Origin of the sequence: Candidatus Pelagibacter sp. Uisw_136 (assembly GCF_047720275.1) — a bacterium.
In the GTDB taxonomy this organism is placed as follows: domain Bacteria; phylum Pseudomonadota; class Alphaproteobacteria; order Pelagibacterales; family Pelagibacteraceae; genus Pelagibacter.
In genome coordinates, this window is record NZ_CP159812.1 from 110618 (window position 1) to 128906 (window position 18289).

The 18289-nt window shown below is 31.7% G+C and carries 13 protein-coding genes, 2 tRNA genes and 2 rRNA genes; 14 read left to right on the plus strand and 3 right to left on the minus strand.

Annotated features, from left to right (window positions below):
• Positions 1 to 13 precede the first annotated feature (13 nt).
• Positions 14 to 1315, plus strand: a complete 1302-nt coding sequence (argJ, locus tag ABXT53_RS00560; protein WP_415290738.1) for a bifunctional glutamate N-acetyltransferase/amino-acid acetyltransferase ArgJ — start codon at positions 14 to 16, stop codon at positions 1313 to 1315.
• A 41-nt stretch (positions 1316 to 1356) separates the two neighbouring features.
• The gene (locus tag ABXT53_RS00565) at positions 1357 to 1788 is read left to right on the plus strand and encodes a DUF1178 family protein (protein ID WP_415290739.1); all 432 of its coding nucleotides are present in this window, start codon (positions 1357 to 1359) and stop codon (positions 1786 to 1788) included.
• Here the strand turns inward: ABXT53_RS00565 and ubiG are convergent.
• Positions 1785 to 2507 (minus strand): bifunctional 2-polyprenyl-6-hydroxyphenol methylase/3-demethylubiquinol 3-O-methyltransferase UbiG, encoded by a 723-nt coding sequence (gene ubiG / locus ABXT53_RS00570; protein ID WP_415290740.1) that lies wholly within the window; start codon positions 2505 to 2507, stop codon positions 1785 to 1787. The two genes, ABXT53_RS00565 and ubiG, sit on opposite strands and share 4 nt — an antisense overlap.
• 65 nt (positions 2508 to 2572) lie before the next feature.
• Between ubiG and ABXT53_RS00575 the strand changes: the two genes are divergently transcribed.
• The 5 genes from ABXT53_RS00575 to ABXT53_RS00595 are packed head-to-tail and all read left to right on the plus strand — an operon-like array spanning position 2573 to position 7302.
• On the plus strand, positions 2573 to 3784 hold the full coding sequence (locus ABXT53_RS00575; protein WP_415290741.1) for an aspartate kinase: 1212 nt from the start codon (positions 2573 to 2575) through the stop codon (positions 3782 to 3784).
• Positions 3785 to 3787: 3 nt separating this feature from the next.
• A complete protein-coding gene (gene ispG / locus ABXT53_RS00580) occupies positions 3788 to 4888 on the plus strand; it encodes a flavodoxin-dependent (E)-4-hydroxy-3-methylbut-2-enyl-diphosphate synthase (protein ID WP_415290742.1) in 1101 nt (366 codons plus the stop codon).
• A 5-nt stretch (positions 4889 to 4893) separates the two neighbouring features.
• On the plus strand, positions 4894 to 5967 hold the full coding sequence (gene prfA, locus ABXT53_RS00585) for a peptide chain release factor 1 (RefSeq protein ID WP_415290743.1): 1074 nt from the start codon (positions 4894 to 4896) through the stop codon (positions 5965 to 5967).
• Between the two features lies 1 nt (position 5968).
• Positions 5969 to 6811 (plus strand): peptide chain release factor N(5)-glutamine methyltransferase, encoded by an 843-nt coding sequence (gene prmC / locus ABXT53_RS00590; RefSeq protein ID WP_415290744.1) that lies wholly within the window; start codon positions 5969 to 5971, stop codon positions 6809 to 6811.
• A gap of 14 nt (positions 6812 to 6825) precedes the next feature.
• The gene (locus ABXT53_RS00595) at positions 6826 to 7302 is read left to right on the plus strand and encodes a DUF4167 domain-containing protein (RefSeq protein ID WP_415290745.1); all 477 of its coding nucleotides are present in this window, start codon (positions 6826 to 6828) and stop codon (positions 7300 to 7302) included.
• A gap of 2 nt (positions 7303 to 7304) precedes the next feature.
• On the opposite strand, the gene ABXT53_RS00600 is transcribed toward ABXT53_RS00595, so the two are convergent.
• Complete coding sequence (locus ABXT53_RS00600; protein WP_415290746.1) at positions 7305 to 8516, minus strand: M23 family metallopeptidase; 1212 nt, start codon at positions 8514 to 8516, stop codon at positions 7305 to 7307.
• A 417-nt stretch (positions 8517 to 8933) separates the two neighbouring features.
• On the opposite strand from ABXT53_RS00600, the gene ABXT53_RS00605 reads away from it, so the two are divergent.
• The 4 genes from ABXT53_RS00605 (at position 8934) to ABXT53_RS00620 (ending at position 13574) form a co-directional block, all read left to right on the plus strand.
• Positions 8934 to 10408, plus strand: a 16S ribosomal RNA gene (locus ABXT53_RS00605).
• Between the two features lie 98 nt (positions 10409 to 10506).
• Positions 10507 to 10583, plus strand: a tRNA-Ile gene (locus ABXT53_RS00610).
• 11 nt (positions 10584 to 10594) lie between these two features.
• Positions 10595 to 10670: transfer RNA gene (locus tag ABXT53_RS00615), tRNA-Ala, on the plus strand.
• 150 nt (positions 10671 to 10820) lie between these two features.
• A 23S ribosomal RNA gene (locus ABXT53_RS00620) occupies positions 10821 to 13574 on the plus strand.
• The 16S and 23S rRNA genes sit together here with 2 tRNA genes alongside, the layout of an rRNA operon.
• Before the next feature lie 89 nt (positions 13575 to 13663).
• Here ABXT53_RS00620 and ABXT53_RS00625 read toward each other — a convergent pair.
• On the minus strand, positions 13664 to 14767 hold the full coding sequence (locus tag ABXT53_RS00625; RefSeq protein ID WP_415290747.1) for a hypothetical protein: 1104 nt from the start codon (positions 14765 to 14767) through the stop codon (positions 13664 to 13666).
• Between the two features lie 87 nt (positions 14768 to 14854).
• Between ABXT53_RS00625 and ABXT53_RS00630 the strand changes: the two genes are divergently transcribed.
• Genes ABXT53_RS00630 through ABXT53_RS00640 form a run of 3 tightly spaced genes read left to right on the plus strand, consistent with a single transcriptional unit; the run spans position 14855 to position 17995 of the window.
• The gene (locus ABXT53_RS00630) at positions 14855 to 16240 is read left to right on the plus strand and encodes a DegT/DnrJ/EryC1/StrS family aminotransferase (RefSeq protein WP_415290748.1); all 1386 of its coding nucleotides are present in this window, start codon (positions 14855 to 14857) and stop codon (positions 16238 to 16240) included.
• Positions 16227 to 17117, plus strand: a complete 891-nt coding sequence (locus ABXT53_RS00635) for an NAD-dependent epimerase/dehydratase family protein (protein WP_415290749.1) — start codon at positions 16227 to 16229, stop codon at positions 17115 to 17117. The genes ABXT53_RS00630 and ABXT53_RS00635 overlap by 14 nt, the downstream gene beginning before the upstream one ends.
• Positions 17114 to 17995: an NAD-dependent epimerase/dehydratase family protein gene (locus ABXT53_RS00640; RefSeq protein ID WP_415290750.1), complete on the plus strand. Its 882-nt coding sequence runs from the start codon at positions 17114 to 17116 to the stop codon at positions 17993 to 17995. Before ABXT53_RS00635 ends, ABXT53_RS00640 begins: the two co-directional genes overlap by 4 nt.
• The last annotated feature ends 294 nt before the right edge of the window (positions 17996 to 18289 follow it).

Sequence of the window (18289 nt, forward strand, 5' to 3'; positions counted from 1 at the left end):
ATATTTTAAACACATGCCAATAAACGTTAATAACTTTATAAACTCACTAAATTTAAAGTCAAAAAATAGTGACTTTCAAGATTTAGAACATCTAGATGGAGTATCAGTATCTACAGTTTGTGCAAATTTATACAGCAAACCTAGGGATGACTTGGTTATGTTTTATTTTAGAGATGGAGCAAATTATGCCTCTGTTTATACACAATCAAAAATAGTTTCAGAGAATATTAAATGGAATTTAAATATAAAAAGTAAAAAAATAAGCTCTCTAATTGTTAACACTAGAAATGCTAATGCATTTACAGGAACAGATGGGTATAAAGGATTAAAAAAAATAGCAGAAGAGGTAGCATTACAGTTAACAAAAAAACAAATTGAAGATGAGGATTCTCCAAAAAAAATATCATTAAATCAAGTACTTTTTGGATGCACAGGAACAATTGGGGAAAAATATCCGACTGAAAAAATTAAAAAGAATATTCCAGAACTAATCAAAAAAATTAAATATACACAAAATAAATTTATCTGGATGAAAGCTGCATTAGGCATAATGACAACTGACCTACAGCCAAAAATTACCATGGAAGAATGTAATATAGGAAATAAAAAAGTTAAGATCTATGGAATTGCTAAAGGGTCAGGAATGATTTTTCCAAACATGGCAACCACCTTAGGTTATATTTTTACAGATGCTGATCTTTCAAATAATATTTTAAACAAACTATTAAAGAAAAATATTGATACAACCTTTAATGCAATTACTTGCGATGGTGACACTAGTACTAATGATATGGTTTCTATTTTTTCAACAGGAAAAGTAAAAAACCCAATCATTAATAATATTAATGATAAAAAGATATTTAGTTTTGATAAAGCTCTACATTCAGTATTATTAAATTTGTCAAAAAGAGTAGTTAAGGATGGTGAAGGAGCTACTAAATTTATTACAATCAACATAGCTAAATCAAAAAGTGAGAAAGAAGCAAGAGTAATAGCTTTTTCTATAGCGAATTCAAATCTTGTTAAAACAGCCATCGCAGGAGAAGATCCAAATTGGGGTAGAATAATAATGGCCATAGGAAAATCTGGAGTAAAAATAGATTTAAAAAAATTATCAATAAGCTTTGGTGGTATTAAAATTATAGAAAAAGGACAAATTTTTAAAAATTACAAAGAAAATGAAGTAGCTAATTATATGAAAGACAAATCAATAGATATTTCAGTAAATTTAAATATGGGCTCAAAAAATTTTACTGCCTACACAATGGATTTAACAAAAAAATATATTGAGATTAATGCTGATTATAGAAGCTAATTTGATATTGAATTAACTCTATCAATTATTAACTATAACTTATGATCAAATACAAACTCATATGTAAAGATTGTGAAACTACTTTTGATAGCTGGTTTTCATCGTCTAAAGAATATGAAAAACTTAAAAAGAAAAAATTCTTAAATTGTCATTTTTGTAATTCCTTAAATGTTGAGAAAGGATTGATGTCCCCTAGTGTGAGCACGTCAAAAAATAATTTGAAAGACATTGATTCATCTGGTGAAAAATATAGAGAAATAAAAAAAACAATTTATAAATATCAAGAATTTATAAAAAAAAATTTTGAATATGTTGGAGAAAATTTTGTTTACGAGGCAAGATCTCTGCATTATGAAGGTAAAAAAAAAGCAAAAGGTATTTATGGTACTGCAACGAAAGAAGATCTTAAGGAGCTAAAGGAAGAGGGTATAAAAACAGAAATACTGCCTTGGATAAAAAATACTACAAATTAATTTTTTGTAAATTTTGTAATATAATTTACTGAAGTATCATTTGTTACTTTCCAGCTATTATCTAATATATTAAAATTCATTCCATCTAATTTCTTAAAAGATAGATTGTTTTTTTTAGTTATACTTATTAGCTCACTAGGTTTAACAAATTTTTCCCAATCATGTGTTCCAATTGGAAGCCATTTTAAAATATATTCAGCACCCACTATAGCGAAAACATAAGATTTTAATGTTTTGTTAAGTGTTGCAATAAACATTATTCCATTTTTTTTCAATAATTTTGAACTTTCCTTAATGAAAAAATCTATATCATTAACATGTTCAACTATTTCCATATTTAAAATTACATCAAATCTTGTTTTATTTTTTAACATCTCAGGAGATGCAACTTTATAATCAATCTTAAGTTTATTTTTTTTTGCATGAAATTTTGCAACTTCAATATTTTTCTTTGATGCATCAATCCCAACAACATTTGCTCCAAGTCTACACATTGGCTCAGATAATAATCCTCCACCACAACCAATATCAAGTAATTTAATATTTTTTAAGGGCTTATCAGATGATCTAATCTTAAAATCTTTGATAATATTTTCTTTTATATATCTAATTCTTATTGGATTAAAATTGTGCAATGGTTTGAATTTACCATTAGGATCCCACCATTCTTCAGCGATTTTGGAAAATTTCTCAATTTCTTTTTTATTTATTGAATTCATAATAGATGACTTGTGGACATAACAATTAAGATGTATTTTATCAAATATAAATTACATAATTATCAATGAAAACTGTTGTATTAAAGTTCGGTGGAACTTCTGTTGGAAGCATAGATAGAATAAAGAACGTAGCAAAAATTATTTCTTCTTATAAAAAGAAGAAAATTGGCGTTATTGTGGTTTCTTCTGCGATGAGTGGCACAACTAATGAATTAATAAAAAAAACAAAAGAATTGAGTAATAGCTTTGATGCAGCAGAATATGATGTTTTATTAGCAACAGGAGAGCAAGCAACTTGTGCATTAATTGCTGGTAGATTAAAACATCTTGGTTTTAAAGCTAGATCATGGATGTCTTGGCAGCTACCAATTATTACAGAAGGACCTTATAGTTTCTCCAGAATTAGTAAAATCAATAAAGGAAAAATACTTAGTTTCATGAAATCAGGTGGAATACCTATCATAACTGGTTTTCAAGGCATTAATTTTGAAAACAGGATTACAACACTGGGTAGAGGTGGAACTGATGCATCAGCAATAATGCTGGCAAAATTTTTTAATACTGATGCGTGTGATATCTTCACTGATGTAGATGGCGTTTACACTACAGATCCAAGAAATCATTCAAAAGCTAAAAAAATTCATAAAATTTCCTATGACGAAATGTTAGAGATGGCATCATTAGGTGCAAAAGTTATGCAACCTACGTCAGTGCAAGATGCAAAACTAAATAATATTAATTTTTCAGTTAAATCTTCATTTCAAAAAAAGAAGGGTACATTAATAACTGGTGCAAAAAAAACCTTCAGTAATCAAATAATAACTGGAATTACTTCTACAAAAAATGATTCAAAAGTTACTATTGTGGGTGTTAAGGACAGACCAGGAGTAGCAGCTGCTATTTTTAAACCATTATCACTTAATCAAATTAATGTTGATATGGTAGTTCAAAATATTTCTTTAAATGGAAAAGAAACAGACTTAACTTTTACAATTAAATCTGAAGATGTAAAAAAAACAGAAAAAATAATTAAACAAAATAAAAAAATTTCATTTAGAAAATTTACATATGATAATAATGTTTCGAAAGTATCTATTATTGGCGTTGGTATGATTACAACACCAGGAATTACCTATAGAATGTTCCAAGCATTGGCTTCAAAAAAGATTAACATAATGGTTATTTCAACTTCTGAAATTAAAATTTCAGTTTTAATTTCAAATAAACAGATAAAAAAAGCAGTAGCAGTGCTTCACAAAGAATTTAAGTTAGATTAATTTATGAGCTTAAGACCATTTAGAGACATTCATAGAAAAAAAACAAAAGTTATAAAAGTTGGTGATGTAAAAATAGGTGGAGACAATCCTATTTCTGTTCAATCTATGACCAACACCTTAACAACTGATATTCAGGCCACAATAAAACAAATTAATGATATTCATGAAGAGGGTGCTGATCTGGTCAGGGTTTCGTGTCCAGATAAAGAGTCTTCATTAGCTCTTAGGGAAATTACAAAACATGTATCGGTCCCAATAATTGCTGATATTCATTTTCATTATAAAAGAGCAATAGAAGCGGCTGAAAATGGAGCAAAATGTTTAAGAATTAATCCAGGCAACATTGGAGATAAATTAAAAATACATGATGTACTTAGTGCTGCTAAAAATAATGATTGCTCTATTAGAATAGGTGTTAACGCTGGCTCTCTTGAAAAAGATATTTTAGAAAAATATAAGGAACCATGTCCAGAAGCTTTAGTTGAAAGTGCACAGAGGAATATTAAGATTTTAGAAGATCAAGATTTTTTTAATTTTAAGATAAGTGTAAAATCTTCAGATATTTTTTTATCTATTGCTGCGTATCGTCAACTATCAAAAGTTACAGATTATCCGCTACATCTAGGGATTACAGAAGCTGGAGGTTTTGTATCGGGCAGTGTTAAGTCATCAATAGGTCTTGGGTCACTTTTAATGGATGGAATAGGCGATACTATAAGAATTTCTTTATCTGACGATCCTGTTAAAGAAATTAAAATTGGTAATGAAATATTAAAGTCACTTAACTTAAGAAATAGAGGTGTAAAGATTATATCCTGTCCGTCATGTGCAAGACAAGCATTCCAAGTAATTAATACAGTTAAAATATTAGAAGATAAACTTTCCCACATCAAAACTCCTTTAACATTATCAATTATTGGGTGTGTAGTTAACGGACCAGGAGAAGCAGCAATGACAGATATAGGAATAACCGGAGGTGGTAAGGGTAACAATATGCTTTATTTATCTGGTATTCAAAGTGAAAAAGTTTTATCAGAGGACATAATATCAAGGGTTATAAGTGAAGTTGAAAAAAAAGCCGCTGAACTTGATAAAAAATTATAAATACAATGATACCCCTAAAAACTATTGAAGATTTAATATCTAAGCACTCTATTTTGGAGAAAGAATTATCATCAGGTGAAGTGGATAAAAAACTTTTTGCTGAAAAATCAAAAGAATACTCAGATTTAAACGATGTAATTGATGATGCTAGAAAATATTTTTCTTATGAAGGTGAAAAAAAAGATCTAGAGAAAATATTAATCGACTCTAGTAGTGATAATGAGTTTAAAGAAATGGCTGAAGTAGAATTAAAAGATCTAAAATTAGAAAACGAATCCATAGAAAAAAAATTAAAACTATTTTTATTACCAAAAGATGAAGCAGATAAAAAAAATGCAATTATAGAAATTAGAGCAGGTACGGGAGGGTTAGAGGCGAGTTTATTTGCTGCAGACCTTTTTAAGATGTATGAAAAAGTTAGTCATCAAAAAAAATGGGAATTAGAATTAATAAGCATGTCTCAGAGTGAGGCAGGTGGACTGAAAGAAGTTATCGCATCAATTAGAGGAAAAAATATTTATTCAACATTAAAGTATGAAAGTGGAGTTCATCGAGTTCAAAGAGTTCCAGATACAGAAACTCAAGGGAGAGTTCACACTTCTGCTGCAACAGTGGCAGTACTACCAGAAGCAGAAGAGGTTGACATAAAAATAAATGATTCAGACTTAAGAATTGATGTGTTTAGAGCTGGTGGCCCAGGTGGACAATCCGTTAATACAACTGATAGTGCTGTGAGAATTACTCATATTCCAACTGGATTATCTGTATCTCAACAAGATCAAAAATCACAACACAAAAATAAAGCAAAAGGGATGTTAATTTTAAGATCAAGACTTTATGAATTAGAAAGATCAAGAATAGAAGGCGAAAGATCAGAGGATAGAAAAAGCAAAATAGGAACTGGAGACCGCTCTGAAAGAATTAGAACATATAATTTTCCACAAGGAAGAGTAACAGATCATCGTATTAATCTAACCCTACACAAGCTTGAAGCTTTTTTAGAAGGTGAAGCCTTTGATGAAATGGTAGAAAGCTTAACGTTGCAAGCACAAGAAGAAAAATTGAGCAATCTTAATTAAAATGAATATAGAAAATATTCTGAGTGAAGGAATAAATATCCTACAAAAAAATAAGATAGCCAATCCTCAACTTGATAGTGAGATATTATTATCCAACTCAATTAAAAGAGATAAAAAGCATATTATTTTAAATCCTAAAGAAGTTTTGAACTCAGAACAATTAGGAAAATTTAAAAATTTAATTGAAAGAAGAAAAAAAGGTGAACCAATTGCTTACTTAATTAACAAAAAAGAGTTTTGGAAAGATGAATTTTTTGTTAATAAAGATGTGCTAATTCCAAGGCCTGATACTGAATTAATAATAGAGCAAGTTTTAAAAATCTATTCAAAAGATATGCAATTGCAAGCTCTTGATATTGGAACTGGATCTGGATGTATTCTTTTATCTATACTTAAAGAAAGACCTAATTTTTATGGAACAGGAATAGATATTTCTAAAAAAAGTATAAATGTAAGCAAATTTAACGCAAAACAACTAAACTTAACTAAACGAGTAAAGTTTTTTCACTCAAGTGTTGACAATTTTAATAATGGCAAATATGATATAATTGTTTCAAACCCTCCATATATTGAACAGTTAAGTTTAAAATATTTGGAAAAAGATGTAGTTAATTTTGAGCCAAAGTTAGCTTTAAGTGGTGGGTTTAATGGTTTTTCAAAAATCAGAAAAGTAATCAATAAGGCAAGTATTCTGATTAAGAAAAATGGTAAATTTATTTTAGAGATAGGTTTTAATCAAAAAAATAAAGTTATAAAAATATTAAAAGAAGAAGGTTTTTACGTTAACAAAGCCATAAAAGATTATGGCAATAATGATCGCTGTATAATCAGCACTAAAATTTAAATTGAAAAAATATTATGGTAACATTTAGAAGCAATAACAGTAATAACAATAGAAGACCTCCATTTAGAAGTAATAATAATAGAAGACCTGCATTTAGAAGCAATAATGAAGGGTCAAAATTTTCTAATAATGATAATTTTCAAAGGAAAGTTCCAGGAAGAAATAATCATAATGTTGTTAAACTTATTGAAAAATATAATGATTTAGCAAGAGAGGCATTAGCCAATGAGGATAAAATTTTATCTGAAAACTATTTTCAACACGCAGATCACTTTACAAGAGTTCAAAATGAGCAAGAAAGCCTTAGAATTGCTAGAGTGAATTCATCTGCAACTGCAACTATTAAGCCAGTAGATTCAGAAAAAAAAGTTGAAGAAATTATCAAAACTGAAGTTGAAACAGTCAAAAAAGAGGTGACTGAACCTGAAGTTAAAAAAGTTGTAAAAAGTGTAGATAAAAAAGTGGTTGAAAAGAAAGTCGCTGCTAGTTAATTTTATCCAATAATTAATTCTGATTTTAAAACATCTAATTTAATTTTTTCTACCTCAAATATTTCTCTTTCTTTTCCTTTAAGAGTTTTACCGGAAGGCAACTTTAACTTTTGAGAGTTAACTTTTTTTCCATTTACAACTACCTCATAATGTAGATGTGGACCTGTAGATTTTCCAGTCGACCCGACATAACCAATTATCTGACCTTGTTTTACTCTTATTCCCTCTTTTATTCCTCTAGCAAAATTTTTCATATGAGCATAAATAGTTTCGTATGTTGAATTATGTTTTATTTTAACACAATTTCCACCACCACCACACCATCTTGCTCTTGTTATAAGTCCACTTCCAGATGCCATGATAGGAGTGCCCATTGGAGCTGCAAAGTCAGTCCCTCTATGCATTTTATTAAAACCATCTATAGGATGTTTTCTCATTCCAAAAGCAGAAGAAAGTCTTGCACCATTAATAGGTGTTTTCATCAATGCTTTTTCAACACTCTTACCATTTTCATCGTAGTGTCCTTCACTTCTTTTTTTTTCAAAATAATATAGTGCATTGTTTTTTCCACTTAGCTTTAGGTCCGCAAAGATTATATTACCTGTTTCAAATATTTGGCCATCATCATCTTCAAACACTTCATACATGATTTGAAAATTATCATTTTTTCTAATATCTCTTTGAAAATCAATTTGGAATCCATAAATTCTTGCAAACTCAATAATTACGTTTGGCTGAACATTCAAGTCAATAGCTGTTTTATATAAACTTTGTGTAATTTTTCCTTCTTTAAAAATAATCTTTTTATTTAAATTTGTAATAATTATTTTTTTTTCAAAAAGGTTATTATCTAGATTTTTTGTTAATTGAATTTTTTCTGTTCTAGAAACTGGAAATAAAAAAGAGGTAATTTTTTTATTATTTGACTGATCAATGGTAATTTTTATTTCAAGATTTGGTTTAAGATTATCTATATTATAATCCAAATTTATTTTTTTTTTTATCTGATTAATTTCTTCATTTGGTATTGAATAATCATTTAAAATTTTATCAAATGTTTCACCACTAGAAATTTTATGATCAATATTTTTATATCTTGGAACTAGATTATCAAAAATTTGGCTAATACTTTTTTGGAAATAAATATTACTTATTAAATTTTTATAATTTTTATTTAATAATATTTTTTTTTCATTATAAATAGTGGTACTCATAATCGCCGTTAACAATAATAAAAAAAGAAAAATTATCTCAATGTTTTTTTTAATTATTTTAATTATTTTATTTAAACTAAATATCATCATGAATTTTGAATTATTAATTTAGTAATGACCAAAAATCAAAAAAAACCTTGTATTTATTGGTGTATTTGGTTATTTATTTAAATGCTAAATGCTTGATTTACTTTTATTTTAGCTTATAAGCACCACACTTTCTCAATAAAATTATTGTTTAAACAATAGATTAGTGAGGATTATTGGGCGTTTTAGACCCAATTAGCTATTTAAAAAGTAAAAATTTAAGAAGAGAAGTGTGGACGGTTAAGGTTACCAAAATTTGTCGTACACACTTCAAAATCGTATGGATTGTATTCTTACAATTTATATATGAAGCTAGTGTGCGCCGTTTTTTAACTTGAGAGTTTGATCATGGCTCAGAACGTACGCTGGCGGCACGCCTAACACATGCAAGTCGAACGAAGTAGCAATACTTAGTGGCAGACGGGTGAGTAACATGTGGGTATCTACCCTTTGGCCTGGAATAACACGAGGAAACTTGTGCTAATACCGGATAAGTCTTTACGGAGAAAGCTTTATGCACCATTGGATGAGCCCGCACTTGATTAGTTTGTTGGTAGGGTAATGGCCTACCAAGACTATGATCAATAGCTGATTTGAGAGGATGATCAGCCACATTGGGACTGAGACACGGCCCAAACTCCTACGGGAGGCAGCAGTGGGGAATCTTGCACAATGGAGGAAACTCTGATGCAGCGATGCCGCGTGAGTGAAGAAGGCCTTTGGGTTGTAAAGCTCTTTCGTCGGGGAAGAAAATGACTGTACCCGAATAAGAAGGTCCGGCTAACTTCGTGCCAGCAGCCGCGGTAATACGAAGGGACCTAGCGTAGTTCGGAATTACTGGGCTTAAAGAGTTCGTAGGTGGTTGAAAAAGTTGGTGGTGAAATCCCAGAGCTTAACTCTGGAACTGCCATCAAAACTTTTCAGCTAGAGTATGATAGAGGAAAGCAGAATTTCTAGTGTAGAGGTGAAATTCGTAGATATTAGAAAGAATACCAATTGCGAAGGCAGCTTTCTGGATCATTACTGACACTGAGGAACGAAAGCATGGGTAGCGAAGAGGATTAGATACCCTCGTAGTCCATGCCGTAAACGATGTGTGTTAGACGTTGGAAATTTATTTTCAGTGTCGCAGGGAAACCGATAAACACACCGCCTGGGGAGTACGACCGCAAGGTTAAAACTCAAATGAATTGACGGGGACCCGCACAAGTAGTGGAGCATGTGGTTTAATTCGAAGATACGCGCAGAACCTTACCAACACTTGACATGTTCGTCGCGACTCTAAGAGATTAGAGTTTTCGGTTCGGCCGGACGAAACACAGGTGCTGCATGGCTGTCGTCAGCTCGTGTCGTGAGATGTTGGGTTAAGTCCCGCAACGAGCGCAACCCTCACTTTTAGTTGCCATCATTAAGTTGGGCACTCTGAAAGAACTGCCAGTGATAAGCTGGAGGAAGGTGGGGATGACGTCAAGTCCTCATGGCCCTTACGTGTTGGGCTACACACGTGCTACAATGGCATCTACAACAGGAAGCAAAACGGCAACGTTAAGCAAATCCCGAAAAGATGCCTCAGTTCGGATTGCACTCTGCAACTCGAGTGCATGAAGCTGGAATTACTAGTAATCGTGGATCAGCGTGCCACGGTGAATGCGTTCCCGGGTCTTGTACACACCGCCCGTCACACCATGGGAGTTGGTTCTACCTTAAGGCAAGGTTTTAAACCCTTGACCACGGTATAGTCAGCGACTGGGGTGAAGTCGTAACAAGGTAGCCGTAGGGGAACCTGCGGCTGGATTACCTCCTTTCTAAGGATGAGTGAAAGTAAAATTTCACTCTAAATAATATACATCGGTAATGTTGACCGTCCTCATTTCTCTTCTTAAAGTAATGTTTCCTTCTTGTAGGGCCGGTAGCTCAGTTGGTTAGAGCACACCCTTGATAAGGGTGGGGTCGAAAGTTCGAGTCTTTCTCGGCCCACCAAAAACCTAAATGGGGGATTAGCTCATCTGGGAGAGCGCCTGATTTGCATTCAGGAGGTAGCAGGTTCGATCCCTGTATCCTCCACCAGGAAACATTTAGTTATTAAAACTGTAAATAAAAATAATTTATATCAATATCTATATCCGAACATTAAAAGTTATTATTTAATGTTCAAAATAAAAATTTGATCACAACATAGATAAATTTTCTTTATAAAAGAATTTTTTTCTGTGCATAAATCAAGCGTTTAAGGGCGTGTAGTGGATGCCTTGGCACTGAAAGCCGATGAAGGACGTGATATACTGCGATAAGTTTCGGGGAGCTGTATGTAAGCTTTGATCCGAAAATTTCCGAATGGGGAAACCCACCACTTTATGTGGTACTTTAAACTGAATACATAGGTTTAAAGAGACAACCTGGAGAACTGAAACATCTAAGTAACCAGAGGAAAAGAAATCAATTGAGATTCCGTTAGTAGTGGCGAGCGAACGCGGAGTAGGCCAGTAGTTTTGTTAGAAAAATTTGAATAGTTTGGAAATGCTAACCATAGAGGGTGATAGTCCCGTATGAGTAATGTCTAATAAAATTCTTGAGTAAAGCGGGACACGAGAAATCCTGCTCGAATATAGGGGGACCACCCTCTAAGCCTAAATACTCTTCAGTGACCGATAGTGAACTAGTACCGTGAGGGAAAGGTGAAAAGAACCCCTATTAGGGGAGTGAAATAGAACCTGAAACTGCATGCCTACAATCAGTCCGAGCCCTTTTTAGGGTGAGGGCGTACCTTTTGTATAATGGGTCAGTGACTTAATTTATTAAGCAAGCTTAAGCCATCTAGGTGTAGGCGCAGCGAAAGCAAGTCTTAATAGGGCGATTAGTTTAATGAATTAGACCCGAAAACGAATGAGCTTACCATGAGCAGGTTGAAAGTTGGGTAACACCAACCGGAGGACCGAACCAGTTGACGTTGAAAAGTCTTTGGATGACTTGTGGTAAGGGGTGAAAGGCAAACCAAATTCGTAGATAGCTGGTTTTCCGCGAAAACTATTTAGGTAGTGCGTCGAATAAATAGATGTTTAGAGGTAGAGCACTAAATGGGCTAGGGGGAAGAGATTCTTACCAAACCTAATAAAACTCCGAATGCTAGACATTGTTCTTCGGCAGACAGACTGTGGGTGCTAAGGTCCATGGTCGAGAGGGAAAGAGCCCAGACCACCAGATAAGGTCCCAAAATCATGATTAAGTGTGAAAGGATGTGGAAATTCCTTAACAGCCGGGAGGTTGGCTTAGAAGCAGCCATCCTTTAAAGATAGCGTAACAGCTCACCGGTCTAATAGAGTTTCTGCGCCGAAGATGTAACGGGGCTAAAATCATGTACCGAATCTGTGGCTTTGCAAAGTTTTCGAACTTTGTAAGGGGTAGCGGAACGTTCTGTAAGCCTGCGAAGGGATACCCGTGAGGGATCCTGGAGGTATCAGAAGTGCGAATGCTGACATAAGTAACGATAAACGAAGTGAAAAACTTCGTCGCCGAAAATCTAAGGGTTTCTATGCAAGGTTAATCCGCGTAGAGTTAGTCGGCACCTAAGGCGAGGGCGAAAGCCGTAGTCGATGGAAACAAGGTTAATATTCCTTGACCTGATGGTAGTGACGGATTCCGTAAGTTGTGAGTTCTTAATGGATTGAACTTGCCGCGAAGGGGTCCCAAGAAATAGCTCCATCATGAAGACCGTACCCGAAACCGACACAGGTAGATTAATAGAGTATATTTAGGCGCTTGAGAGAATGATGTTGAAGGAACTCGGCAAAATGCTTCCGTAACTTCGGGATAAGGAAGACCCTTTTTTAGGCAACTATAGAAGGGTGGCACAAGCCAGGGAGAAGCGACTGTTTATCAAAAACACAGGGCTCTGCTAACACGTAAGTGGATGTATAGGGTCTGACGCCTGCCCGGTGCTGGAAGGTTAATGCGGTTGGTGCAAGCTAACTTCTGAAGCCCCAGTAAACGGCGGCCGTAACTATAACGGTCCTAAGGTAGCGAAATTCCTTGTCGGGTAAGTTCCGACCTGCATGAATGGCGTAACGATTTCTCCGCTGTCTCCAACATCAACTCAGTGAAATTGAATTCTCCGTGAAGATGCGGAGTTCGCGTAGTTAGACGGAAAGACCCCGTGCACCTTTACTGCAACTTTACATTGGTGTTAGGAAAAACATATTTAGCATAGGAGGGAGACTTTGAAGCAAAGGCGTCAGCTTTTGTGGAGTCACCAGTGAAATACCTCTTTTGTTTTTCTTGACATCTAACCGCTAGCCGTCATCCGGCAGCGAGACATTGTATGGTGGGTAGTTTGACTGGGGCGGTCGCCTCCCAAATAGTAACGGAGGCGTGCGAAGGTAGGCTCAGAACGGTCAGAAATCGTTCGTAGAGTGCAATGGCATAAGCCTGCCTGACTGTGAGACTGACAAGTCGAGCAGAGACGAAAGTCGGTCATAGTGATCCGGTGCTTCTGAGTGGAAGGGGCATCGCTCAACGGATAAAAGGTACGCCGGGGATAACAGGCTGATACTGCCCAAGAGCTCATATCGACGGCAGTGTTTGGCACCTCGATGTCGGCTCATCACATCCTGGGGCTGGAGCAGGTCCCAAGGGTTTGGCTGTTCGCCAATTAAAGTGGTACGTGAGCTGGGTTCAGAACGTCGTGAGACAGTTCGGTCCCTATCTGCTATGCGTGTAGAAGAATTGAGAGGAGTTGACCCTAGTACGAGAGGACCGGGTTGAACATACCACTGGTGGACCTGTTGTGGCGCCAGCCGCAGTGCAGGGTAGCTAAGTATGGAAGAGATAACTGCTGAAAGCATCTAAGCGGGAAACTCACCTCAAAACTAGTTCTTCCTATAGAGCCGTGGTAGACCACCACGTTGATAGGCTGGATGTGGAAGCGCAGTAATGCGTGTAGCTGACCAGTACTAATAGCTCAATTGGCTTGATTTATGCACTGAAAAAAATTTTAAGTGATTTTAAAGATAATTGATATTTTATTTTATAACCCCAGCCTAGACAGCTGGGGTTTTTTTTTAATTTTATTTTGATATTAATTCTTTAAGAGCTTTTTTTGTACACTCTTTAAGTTTTTTATATCCTTTTAAATTTGGATGTCCTTCATAATAAAAAAAGTCATCAGCTACACTTTTTTCACATCTTTCAAGTGAATTAAAAATAATACCGCCGTTACTTTTTACAAATTTAATTAAGGAGATACTATCGTTTGTTAACTTTCCTTGGATATATTCATTTTGCTGAGGTATATGAAAAATAATTAAGTTATCTTTATACTCTGTAATAAACTTTTTTATTTCATTTTGATTTAAATACTGATTATATTTTATTCTTGAAACTCTATATAATTGATAAGTTGCTGGCATCATTTCTCTTAGGTAAAATAAAAATTCTTTTAAGGATGTTATGTATTTAGCCTTATTGGAGATAGTTGAGTTTCTTATTTTTTCAAAATTAATCAAGAATTGTATAATTTCCTCATCATCAGCATTATTTGGAAATCCATATTGTAAAAAAGATGGATTATCACATAATTTATAGTCTCTCAGGCAGTCTATTTGGTTTTGAGGTATCGTCTTTGAAACATTTACCCAAAAATCTCCATGTAAAAACATTAATATCTTTTCTATTTTAATATTTTGTTCTTTCAAATGATCATGAAGTACTCTCCAAGAATAAACCCCAGTTCCATGTAAACTTCCATTAACTAATTGAAAATCAGTTGTAAATTCTTTTTGTAAATCATTTAACCATGGACTCGCACCCCATCCTTCAGGAACTGAGGCTCCAAAAATTGCAATTGATTTCTTATTTAGTATTATGTCAGTTTCTTGATTTAGACCAAAGTTGTTACTATTGAATTTGTATTGAAATTCCTCTAACCATTCTTTATTAGTCTTGATAAATACCCTATGATGAAATTGATTATTTTTATCATATGTCCAAATTTTATTTTTAATATTTGCTCTTCCACCACTTTTATTTTTATCTGTCCACAGTGAGTATATCGAAAGCACATCTTTATATTTATCGCTAGCTTTATCAAAGTCTAAATTCTTATATAAAATTTCGACTAAAATTACTCCGACTAAGAGAGAAAACGAAACTAGAAAAATTTTTTTAATCATAATTTATAGTAATAATAGTTGTTATATTTTAAAGACTATAATAAACAACGTAACAAATGTTTTAAAAATTTAAAGTCTAAAAATTTAATGATTAATTTATATTGCTTAGAGTGTAATAAAAAACTTAAAAATATACAAATATCAAACAAGAGATGTATTTGTGATAGCTCAAGAGATATTTCTCAGGACATTAGTATTCAAAAAGATATATCAATCAAAATAAAAAACTTATTTACTAAAAGAAAAAATATAGAAAAATTAAAAAAATTTGAATATGGAAAAACTATAATTCCCCTTAGTAAATCAACTTTTTCTAGTGAAGAAATTATAGAGAGCATGCAGTCCCATTTAAGCACCTATCTAACGATGGGTACAAAAGTAGGTTTGTTCGAAAAAAGTTTTTCTAAATATCTAAAAACAAAATCATCGATTGCAGTAACATCTGGCTCAACAGCAAATTCTCTAGCATTGGCAATATTATCTAGTCCAATGGTTAAAAACCATTTAAAACCTGGAGATGAGATAATAACTACCCCATTAACATTTGCAACAAGCGTGTACCCAATTGAAGATATAGGTTGTAAACCAGTATTTGTTGATATTGACTTAGAAACATTAAATATAGACGAAAAGAAAATTGAAAAAAGCATAACAAATAAAACTAGGGCTATTATGCCAGTTCATCTTTTAGGCATTCCTTGTAAAATTGATAAAATTAAAGCTATTGCAAAAAAGCATAATTTATTTTTAATTGAGGATGCTGCTGACTCAAGTGGAGCAGAGTATAAAGGGAAAAAGCTAGGTTCCTTTGGGGATATTTCAACATTCAGTTTTTTTTACACTCATATAATGACTACTATTGAAGGGGGAATGGTTTCAACTAATAATAAGTATTTTGCTGAATTAGCTAAATCAAAAAGAGCATTTGGGTGGATAAGGGACTTAAAAGATAAAAAAAAAATAGAAAAAAAATATAAAAATATTGATCCTAGATTTTTATTTATTACAAAAGGTTTTAATTTTAAACCTACAGAGGTTCAGGGAGCATTCGGAATGCATCAAATTAAAAAATTAGATTCTTTGATTGATGCAAGAAGAAAGAATGCAAATTATTGGGCTAAAAGATTAGCAAAATTTGAAGAATATTTAATAATAATAAAAGAGATGAAAAATACCAAATACGCATGGTATGGCTACCCAATAATTGTCAAAGAAGAGGCTCCATTCTCAAAAAATCAATTAATAAAATTTTTAAATAGCAAAGGAGTTCAAACGAGACCTATATTATCAGGAAATATTGATCAACAGCCTGTTGCAAAAGAATTAAATTATAGAAAACAAAAACTTACAAATGCTACGTTGGTTAATGATAATGGCTTTTTCATTGGAAATCATCATGGTATTCACAAAATTGCAAGAGAAGCAATTGCAGGATATTTTGAAGATTTTTTTAATCAATATGAAGTCAGATAACTATCTAATAACTGGGGCTAGCGGTTTTTTAGGAGCTAAAATTTTAAAAGATTTAATTTTAAAAAAAATAAAGGTTAATGGACTAGATAAAAATTTATTAAATAATTCTTTAAAAAAAAAAATTATTAGGTGTGATATATTAGATGAAAAAAAACTCAAAAAAATTTTACCAAAATATAAAAATATAATTCATCTAGCAGCAGAAAATTCTAGAAGTACATATAAAAAAAATAAATTAAAGTCACATCAAGTTAATGTTATTGGTAGTGAAAATATTTTAAAAAACTTAAATAAAGATCAAAATTTTTTTTTCTTCTCTAGTTGTCAAGTTTATGATGAATTTTCAAAAAAAATTATTACAGAAAAAACAAAAACTAGCACTAAAGATATTTATGGAAAATCTAAAATTTTAACAGAAAAAACAATTATTAAGTATGCAAAAGAAAAAGGCTTTAATTTTTGTATTTTAAGAATATTTTATGTATTTGGAGAAGGTCAAAATAATGAATTTTTAATACCAACATTAATAAATCAGGGCTTTAAAAATAAAACAATAGAAATTTGGGATCAGAATAGTTTTAGAGATTTACAATATATAAATGATTTATCAAGTAATTTTCAAACAGTCTTGTTAAATAAAGAAAAAGCTTTTAGTAAGATTATTAACCTTGGTAGTGGCTCCAGAACATCAATGAAACAAGTTGGAAAAATTCTGTCTAGTAAAATAAAATGCAATTTATTTTTGAAAATCAAAGATAAATCAGTTAATTGTTACACTAGTATGAAATTCTTTGAAAAAACTTTTAATAAAAAAATTAAAAAGACACCATTAGAAAAAGCTTTAAATAAAACAATTAGCTATTACTTAAAATCTTGAAAAAAAAAACACTAGCTAGAAAAAATTTAAGAAAAAAAAAATTATTATTGATTGGTGGTGGTGGGTACCTTGGAGCAAAATTAGCAATATTATCTAAAAAAGAATTTTCAGTAACTGTTTGTCAAAGACATAATTTTAAAGAAAAGGGTATAAATTTTTTTAAGTTAGATGCAAAAAATTTTAAAGATTGTGAGTTTAAAATTAATAATTATGATATTGTTATTAATCTGGCAGCAGTTCTTGGAAATAAAAAACCTTACCAAAATTTTGAAAATAATGTCAGCTTATTCTTAAATACCTATTTAGCATCAATTAAAAATGGTATTAAAAATTATTTTTTTATAAGTTCAAATTCAGTTTATGAGTCTTTTGTTAAAAATAAGTACTTGGAGGCAAATATTTATTCATACAATTTTTATAAGATGGTTTGTGAAGTGCTAGGACTAAACTTATCAAAAAAAACAGCCATAAATTTTAAAATAATACGTGTAGCAAATATATATGGGCCAAATATGAGTGAAGGTTTTATTTATGATTTAATAACTAAAATATTAACAAAAAAAAAGGTTGTAATAAATATTAATAAAAAAACCTCTAGAAACTTTACTTATATAGATGATGCCGCCAATTGTATAAAATTTTTAATTAAAAAAAAAAATTGGAAGATTATTAATGTCACAAATTCAAAAAAAATTACTCTTAAAGAAATAGTTCAAAAAGTAAATGCCAATATTAAAAAAAAAATATTGATTAATGATATAAGGAATGAGAATAGAAGGTTATTTAATACAACAAAATTGAAATCCCTTGGGTGGAAGGATAAGATTAGCTTTGATAGAGGTATTAAAATTACATTAAAAAAATTCAATGCCAAATAAACTCTCTTTTCACATTTTAAATTTTTTATTTTTTTTAATAAAATTTATTTATTTTCATTTATATTTCCAAGAAATATCTAATTTTGATCTTTTTTTAAAAACAGAAATATTTTTTTTAATTTTAATTGCACTTTCTTATAATTTTTATTTTGAAAATGTATTAAAAGAAATTAGTAAATTAAATACAAATTTAAAAGATTATAATAAATTTTTGTCTTATCTTGTTGTTGCTTTTAGTCCTATATTATATTTAACTGTAATTTTTTTATATATTTTTTTTCTCTTCCCAAATTT